The sequence below is a fragment of the Levilactobacillus humaensis genome (assembly GCF_024345185.1).
Lineage (GTDB): Bacteria > Bacillota > Bacilli > Lactobacillales > Lactobacillaceae > Levilactobacillus > Levilactobacillus humaensis.
In genome coordinates, this window is sequence record NZ_BROB01000049.1 from 1 (window position 1) to 7801 (window position 7801).

Genomic DNA, 7801 nt, shown 5'->3' on the forward strand with positions numbered 1-7801 from the left:
GCGTACACCATTAGAGGTCTTCTGGGAACAGATGAGGTTCTAATAAGTGTTCGGATAATTCTTGCAATCTCCCATAAACATCTTCACCATTCACCTTCGCTGGGATGGTAATAGCCGTCGCCGTTCCCTTGTATCCGGTGATGATGTTATCAGAGATAATAAAATCACTGTCAGTCGTTGTTGCTGGCGTATCATCCGCCAAAGCTACCATTCGTGCCGCCGGGCGAGCTGCATCCGGACCAGAATACGACATTTTCGAACGACCCAACATCTTCAGATCATTGACTTGGTACTTATGAACTGGCAGTGTCACCACTGAATCTTTTAAGGAATCCGCTGGCACGTCAGCCGAATCAGCCGTCGCACCAGCAGGCTGAGCTACTGAATTTTCTGGTTGGGCTGCAGATCCTTTTTTCTGACCTGCTAGGCTTGAAGCCGGTGCCGCTTGAGATTCGCCTGAAGCAGCACTACTTGACTGGGCAGCTTTCTCCCCCGCTTCACTGTTGGCACTGCTAGGCGTCTCTGACTCCGTTCCTGACGCGGCACTCGAAGGAGCGGCCGCGTTGCCACTGGTACTTTCACTAGCGGCACTGGTTGGTGTCGCAGCCTGTGCTGTGGTTTCTACAGCCATACCAGCACCCAAAGCCATGGCAGTTAACCCAACGACCAGCCACTGTTTCTTGGCCTTATACATTTTGTAGTGCTGCTTCGTTCCATTTGGCATTTTTTACCGTCTCTTTCATCCATTAAGAAATTCGATTCATTCAAGCTAAACGGACCTGGGGTGATCCCAGGCCCGTTTACCGGTTATTTACGTTTTAATCTTGACGTCTGCGACGCAGACCCCAAGTTCCCAAAAGTCCTAACATCGCTCCCAACCAAGCAACGAGACTTCCCCGTTCCCCTGTTTGTGGCAACCTGGTGTTGGTTGTCTGCGACTTAGCCTTCGTGGTCTTAGTGGCCGTCGTAGCCTGTTGAGAAGTCCAAGTTTTCTGCTGGGCCTGGCTCGTCTCCATTTGACGAGTGACAGGACCTGAGTGTCTCGACACCTTAAACGTCATCAATTGTGGTGTCGCATATTCCCAAGAAGAATCTCCCGTGAAGTGGGCATGATGGTTCGCCATTTCAGTGGGGCCGACCGCCCAAGGCTGAATCTTAACAGCCATTGGAATTGGCGCCACGATTTCATGTGGAATATTGTCAGTCGGATCGATCGGCGTTACCGGCGTCACTGGATCCGTTGGCGTAGTTGGATCAGTTGTTGGATCCGTACTTGGATTCGTGGACGGGTCTGTTGTAGGATCAGTCGTTGGATCCGTTGAAGGATCGGTACTAGGGTCCTGATCCGGTGGTGTCAGATCTGGAATCCGATTGAGTTCCAATAACAACTCATCAACCCCATAGCGCCCGGTGTCGGTACTGGTAGAAGACAGGCTCAAATCAACTTGGTCTTCATAGGCCACTTCGACGGGCAAGACTAACGTATCGCTGTATTCGTCGTAGGTTAGCTTTTCGCCATTCAACTTAAATTGTAGATCTGCCAATTTGGAAACTGGCAGGCCTAGCCGTTTGGCAATCGCAGCCTTCACACCAGATGCATTCAATCCTTGAATCGTCACGTCAACGCCCGTCAATGCCTTTTGATGCGCATAAGCATTGTCACCCGAGGTTCCAATGTCTTTGGTGACCTGAATATCCTGCAAGTTATTATAAGCAAAGGCTTCATCACCCAAACTTTCGAGCGGGTTATCAATAATTAATCCGGTAAGTGCATTGGCATAAAAATCCTGTTTTCCAATGTTAACAATCGTCTTCGGAATCACCAGCGTGCCCTTCAGGTAGTTGTGTGCGAAGACACTTTCCCCTAAGGAAATCGTCTGGTCGTTCCAATCAATCCCTGTGAGTTGGTTATAGCTAAAGGCGCCATCCCCAATTGCCGTCAGGTTAGCTGGCATTTTCAGCGTTCCAATCAACTGATTCTTGGTAAAGGTGGACGTGCCAATCGTCGTGACATTGGGACCAAGGTCCACACCTGTCAATTGGTTGTTGGCAAAGGCACTATCCCCAATGTTTTCAACGGAATCTGGTAATTTGAGGACGCCACTAAAATCGTTATTCTCAAAGACACTATTGTTAATCTTGGTGATTGCCGAGTTAAAGGTCACCCCCGTCAAGTGATTATTGGCGAACGACCCGGCCCCTAATTCCGTTAATGCGGTCGGTAAGACCACATTACCCGCGATAAGGTTAGTGTTGAACGCATCCGTCCCAATCGTCTGGAGGTTATCATCCAGTGAAACGCCTGTTAATTTGTTCTCTTGAAAGGCGGAATCACCTAAGTTAATCAGTGTGGTGGGTAAGGTCAGGTTTCCGCCAATTTGATTATTGGCAAACGCACTGGTCCCAATTCGCTGTAGCTTAGCACCTAAGGTTAGTTGCGTGATGGCGTTCTGATTAAACGCGCGGTCCCCAATCCCTGTGGTGGTATCTGGAATCACAACCTTCGTTAACTTGTTACCCGCAAAGGCATCCTCGTCAATCTGCTCGACACAATTCAATTCAACCGTCGTCAACTGGTTATCCTCAAAGGCTCCGGCCTTAATGGACCAGGTACCGTTTGGTAACGTTAGTGACGTCAGATTATTGTGCGCAAAGGCGTGTGCCCCAACCCACTGAATGTTGGCTCCCAAAGTAACGCCAGTCAGGGCCTTCACAATCCCCAAGTGATTGTCAGTTCCAGCCACATTATTGAAGGCGTTCGCGGCAATCCCGGTGACGGCCTTCCCCAGATAGGTATCGGGAATGGTAATCGCCGTGGCGTACCCGTCTTGAGGTGCCGAACCGTCGGCCTGTTGCTGGGCTTCACCCGTGTACCCGGTCACGATGTAGGTGCCACTCTGGTCTTGGCTATAACTGAAATCAGACTTTGTTTCGGCCGCCTTGACTGATTTGGTCGCCACAGCTGTCTGTTTTGGCGTTGTGACTGGGTTTGCCGGCGTTGTTGACTCGTCAGTTCCACCCTTTTCGTCCGTCCCTAACTTTGAAACTGTTGGATCATCACCGGTATTCTTGTCTGATTGTGTTCCAGACTTCGAACCAGCCGTCTCTTCGTCAGAATCGGTTTTCTCTTCTGTTGTCATTTTAGTTGGCGTCACTTGCTGACTAACTGGCGTCGAATCGTTGGGCGTCGCCGCATAAGCCGACTGAGTGGACACCAAAAAACCTGCACTGAGGCCGACGACCATCGTGACGCTAGCATAGAGCCATTTGCATGGCACTTGCGTCAATTTAACTGTTCGCTTCTGTCTGCGCTTTAACATGATGGCGGCCGTCCTTTCGTTCAGTAAGTTTACTTGATTATCTGTAAGTTCAGGAACCTAATCACCATTGGTGGGTCACGGAATCCCGACCTATCGTTTTATAAATTATTCGATACTGGTCCTCATGGTTATCCTAACACTTCACCCATCATTTTCCAGTGATCCACAAACGCCGACGGAGCGAACCATTTCACCTATAATGTACCCAACCGTATTGTGTGATCATTTTCTTTTCTGATTGACCGCTAACTGTAAGCTTTCATTTGACAGACAACTTCAGGAAAAATGACAGACGCCACATTTTATTGAAAATGTGGTGGAAAAAGTTTTTTTATTTTCTGAGAATCCGATTAGTCAACTGGCTTGATTCCTCACTTGGCCCCAATCAAACCGGTTTTCAACACGAGTTCTGGTCAGTCGTTGACACCTGAATTATTTAAACTGCTTGATAACTTGCAATCAGAAAAAAATGCACAAAAAAACCAGCCACACACAGTGACTGGTTAAAGTTGGGCTAGCTGGGTTCGAACCAGCGCATGACAGGATCAAAACCTGTTGCCTTACCACTTGGCTATAGCCCAATAATAAAATGGTGGGGAGTGGATTCGAACCACCGAACCCGAAGGAGCGGATTTACAGTCCGCCGCGTTTAGCCAGACTTCGCTACCCCACCAGAAACTTGAAACGTCGAAACGAATCAACGTTTATTATCATACAGAATTCTGCATAAATCGTCAAGCATTTTTTGTCATGTTTTTAGTTTAAATTCAGGATTCGGACCCGTTGCGCCCATTCTGATGCGAAATCAGTCTGGGTCCACTCGTTAATCCGACGATTATGATAGCCGACTGCCTGATCGTAATACCAGGAGCCATCCAACTGTTGCGGTGTAAAGTGCCGGTGGACGTGACCGAATAGGACCGTTTCCACTTGATTTTTCGCCAGCAGTTCCCCCATTTGGGGGCTTCCTAACAGAGCGTTGGCCATGTTCCAAAAGCGGTTGTCATCCGTGTAACGAATGAATTCCCGCCGGGGCACAAAGTGCGTCATGAACAGCACCCGTTTGCCAGCGGCACGGGCCAAGTCGAGTTGATCTTGAATCAAGGGTAGTTCCGCTGCCAAACGTTCCGGATCTGACTGTGGCTGTGAAATACTGCCATCCACCCAGAAGGCCCGCTTCCAGGTTGCAAAGTTCCTGCCTGGGAGGTTGTCGGCAAAACCATAATCATACCAGCCGTTGTTCCCCACGATCCGCCAATTGGTTCCGGCAACATCTAAAACCTGGCGATGTAAATAGGTTGGTGCCAGAGACGTCCCTAACTCGTCGTAGGTGACGTCGTGGAGCATATCGTGATTCCCAGCCACGAAACGGACCTGCGCAGGCGCTAAAGCTGCCTGCATGCGTTCAGCATAGGCTAGTGACTGTGCGAAGTGATTGGTGATATCGCCGGCAATGAGATACACCCCTATTTGGTGTTGCTTCAACCAAGCCACGTGGGCTGGGATGACGGTGTCGAGTTCCTGGTGATTCACGTCAAAATGCAGATCACTAACTAATGCCACCTTAACCACGAAAAAACCTCCTCCACAAAAAAAGTGCTACCCCCATAGAGTAGCACTTTTTGCCAGTTAATTTGATTATTTAATTCCGGCCATTAAATTCTTAATAGGTTTTACCAGAGCGAACAGGATTAATCCAGCGACGATGGCCACAATGGCGACGCCCAGGAAGTAGGCACCTTCGTTACCTGGCGTGTACAGTTTAACAGCTTGGGCGTTGACAGCTTGCCCAGCGGCATCGGCCAAGAACCACATACTCATCATTTGAGATTGGAAGGCCTTTGGTGCCAACTTAGTCGTTACAGACAACCCAATTGGGGAAATTAACAGTTCGGCAATTTCAACGATTGCCCAACTCCCGACCAACCACAGTGGGCTAATCTTAGCATCTGTCCCAAACAACGTTACCGGAACAACCATCAATAAGAAGGAAGCCCCAGCGAACAACATCCCAGTTGCAAACTTGGCTGGTGAACTTGGTTGCTTCTTACCCCAACGGTTCCACAACATGGCAAAGAATGGCGTGTAGATCAGGATGAACAGTGGGTTTAACATCTGGTACCAAGAAGGTAAGATGTGGAAGCCCATGAAGTTATTGTTTGTTTGGTTAGCAGCGAATAAGGCCAAAACAGATGACCCTTGTTCTTCGATTGCCCAGAAGATCGTTGCGGCAATGAAGAGTCCGAGGTAAGCCCAGACGTGTTTTCTTTCGGTTGGCGTAACCTTTTTACTCGTCAAGAAGATGACGAAGTAGATCACAGGTGCGGCCAAGGCAATAGTAGAAAGTAACATCACGAAGTTGTTTAAGTTCAGAGAACCTAACAAGAACATCAAGAGAACGACCAACCCGAAGGCAACTAAACCAACGAGAGAACGAACCGTTAACTTGGACATGTCACCTGGTTCCAAGGGGTCGGTTGGGTAAAGACTTTCCTTGCTCAGGTACTTCTTACCACCGTACCAGTATTGAATCAAGCCAAGGAACATCCCGATAGCGGCCAGCGAGAACCCTAAGTGGAAGTTGTACTTCAGACCTAACCACCCAACGATCAGTGGAGCAACCAGGGAACCTAAGTTAATCCCGAAGACGAAGATCGTGAACCCAGCATCACGCCGAGTATCCCCTTCGTCGTAGAGACCCCCAACCATTTCGGAAACGTTAGGCTTTAACAGCCCAGTCCCCAAGACAATCAAGAGAATGGAGATGAAGAGTGCCATGGCACCGGCAGGAATTGATAAGGCAATATGCCCGAACATGATTAAAACCCCACCGATAAAGACAGTCTTACGACTCCCCCATACCCGGTCACTTAAGTAACCACCTAAAACGGATGCCAGGTAAACCATGGACCCGTAGATAGACATTACCGAAGCAGCCGTGGCTTGGTCGAAGCCCAGACCACCCTTGGTAACAGAGTAGTACATGTAGTAGATAAGGATGGCCCGCATCCCGTAGTAACTGAACCGTTCCCACATTTCGGTGAAGAACAGAGTCGATAACCCCCGCGGTTGACCAAAGAAGGTGCGGTCTTGGGTAGGCGTTTCTGGTTTGTTATTCAAAACGATAATACCTCCAGTACGATTGTTAAAATGAATATTTTTATTTTTGTTTCGCCGTCAAGAAAAAGGCGGCCGGCAAAGTGTCTCATAGACCTCTAATAAAACATAGTAGTAATTATACTGCATGAAGTGCCGTTACGCAACGGTTTTCGGTAGAGAAAGCGCTACATACCGCGTCACGCCTAGGAAAAAATAATGATGAAAGCATGAGCCGTCTCATGCAATCCTTTTATTTTTTATTCATTTCTAATCTGACCGACTATTATACTTTTAATGAATAAAGTTGCGAACAATATAAAAAGACGCCGCGGCTAGTCGACGTCTCTCACTTGTTTTAGGTTTAATAGTTGAATTAACTCAAAATTGCTTTCTACCGCCATGAGACTGTCCATTGCATGAATCACCAGAATATCTGGTTCAAGCTCCTTAGACGTCAACTCAGCCATGATTTTAGTTTGAACTTGATGCGCCGTGACTAATTTGGCTCGACACGGTGCCAGACCAGTCGGTGTCAGCTTTCCAGCAGCTGCGGCTTTAAGCAACAGTTGCTTTGCCTCCCCCGCTGCCAGCAGAAGTTGCATTGCCAGTTGGGTGACCGTTGTAGCAGTCATTTTAGTAAGCCACTGCGGGGTGCACAGCCAGTTGCTTGCAAGTGAACTTCACGAGAGCCTGGCTATTTAGCCAACCATAAATATCGTTAGGAATCACAGCCATTGGGACACGATCCCCAATTTTCGCTTGGATCTCGGCTTGATAAGCCACTTGAGGCGTCAATAAGACGAGGTCTTGGTCAGACAACAATTCTGGTGTTAACTCCAAATAACTCACAGCCTGAAAATGCAAAGGAACCCGTTGTGTTTCCGATACCCGCTTAGCTTCCCCGATAAACAAATGGCTTGAGATTCCTTGACCGCAAACTAACAGAATGTTTTTCATGATGGCAACTCCCTATCCTTTTCTAGTTACTTTCAGGATAGCACTAATGCACCTATACCACAATGGGTTTATTTATAAAATCAATTTACCATTACTTTTAACTATCGTTGCCAGAACGGCATTCCCATTTCTATACCAATTGGTATAGAAATATTAGACCAATTGTAAAATGACTAGACCAATCGCTACCGCTGTCATTGCATTTAGATACAAAAAAAGCTCCTAGTCAGCGACTAGAAACTTATCTGATGCCGGCTGAGGAATTCGAATCCCCGACCCTCGGTTTACGATACCGATGCTCTACCAGCTGAGCTAAGCCGGCATATCTGGCTAACGTGGTTAACCCGACTCCGGCAGGCGGGCTCGAACCGTCGACAACCTGATTAACAGTCAGGTGCTCTACCAACTGAGCTATGCCGGAATAA

Annotated in this window: 6 protein-coding genes and 4 tRNA genes; all 10 read right to left on the bottom strand. The window is 48.1% G+C overall.

The window, feature by feature from the left end:
• Positions 1 to 10 precede the first annotated feature (10 nt).
• On the bottom strand, positions 11 to 724 hold the full coding sequence (locus OCU14_RS10970; protein WP_261811060.1) for a KxYKxGKxW signal peptide domain-containing protein: 714 nt from the start codon (positions 722 to 724) through the stop codon (positions 11 to 13).
• 94 nt (positions 725 to 818) lie between these two features.
• Entirely contained in the window at positions 819 to 3320 is a 2502-nt protein-coding gene (locus OCU14_RS10975; RefSeq protein WP_261811061.1) for a leucine-rich repeat protein, read from the bottom strand.
• 509 nt (positions 3321 to 3829) lie between these two features.
• Positions 3830 to 3901, bottom strand: a tRNA-Gln gene (locus OCU14_RS10980).
• 9 nt (positions 3902 to 3910) lie between these two features.
• Positions 3911 to 3993: transfer RNA gene (locus tag OCU14_RS10985), tRNA-Tyr, on the bottom strand.
• 83 nt (positions 3994 to 4076) lie between these two features.
• Positions 4077 to 4892 (bottom strand): metallophosphoesterase, encoded by an 816-nt coding sequence (locus tag OCU14_RS10990; protein ID WP_261811062.1) that lies wholly within the window; start codon positions 4890 to 4892, stop codon positions 4077 to 4079.
• A 66-nt stretch (positions 4893 to 4958) separates the two neighbouring features.
• A complete protein-coding gene (locus tag OCU14_RS10995) occupies positions 4959 to 6440 on the bottom strand; it encodes a peptide MFS transporter (RefSeq protein ID WP_261811063.1) in 1482 nt (493 codons plus the stop codon).
• 311 nt (positions 6441 to 6751) lie between these two features.
• Positions 6752 to 7051, bottom strand: a complete 300-nt coding sequence (locus tag OCU14_RS11000; RefSeq protein ID WP_261811064.1) for a PTS lactose/cellobiose transporter subunit IIA — start codon at positions 7049 to 7051, stop codon at positions 6752 to 6754.
• Position 7052: 1 nt separating this feature from the next.
• A complete protein-coding gene (locus OCU14_RS11005) occupies positions 7053 to 7376 on the bottom strand; it encodes a PTS sugar transporter subunit IIB (RefSeq protein WP_261811065.1) in 324 nt (107 codons plus the stop codon).
• Positions 7377 to 7625: 249 nt separating this feature from the next.
• Positions 7626 to 7698 (bottom strand) — tRNA-Thr (locus OCU14_RS11010).
• A 26-nt stretch (positions 7699 to 7724) separates the two neighbouring features.
• Positions 7725 to 7797 (bottom strand) — tRNA-Asn (locus OCU14_RS11015).
• Positions 7798 to 7801: the final 4 nt, after the last annotated feature.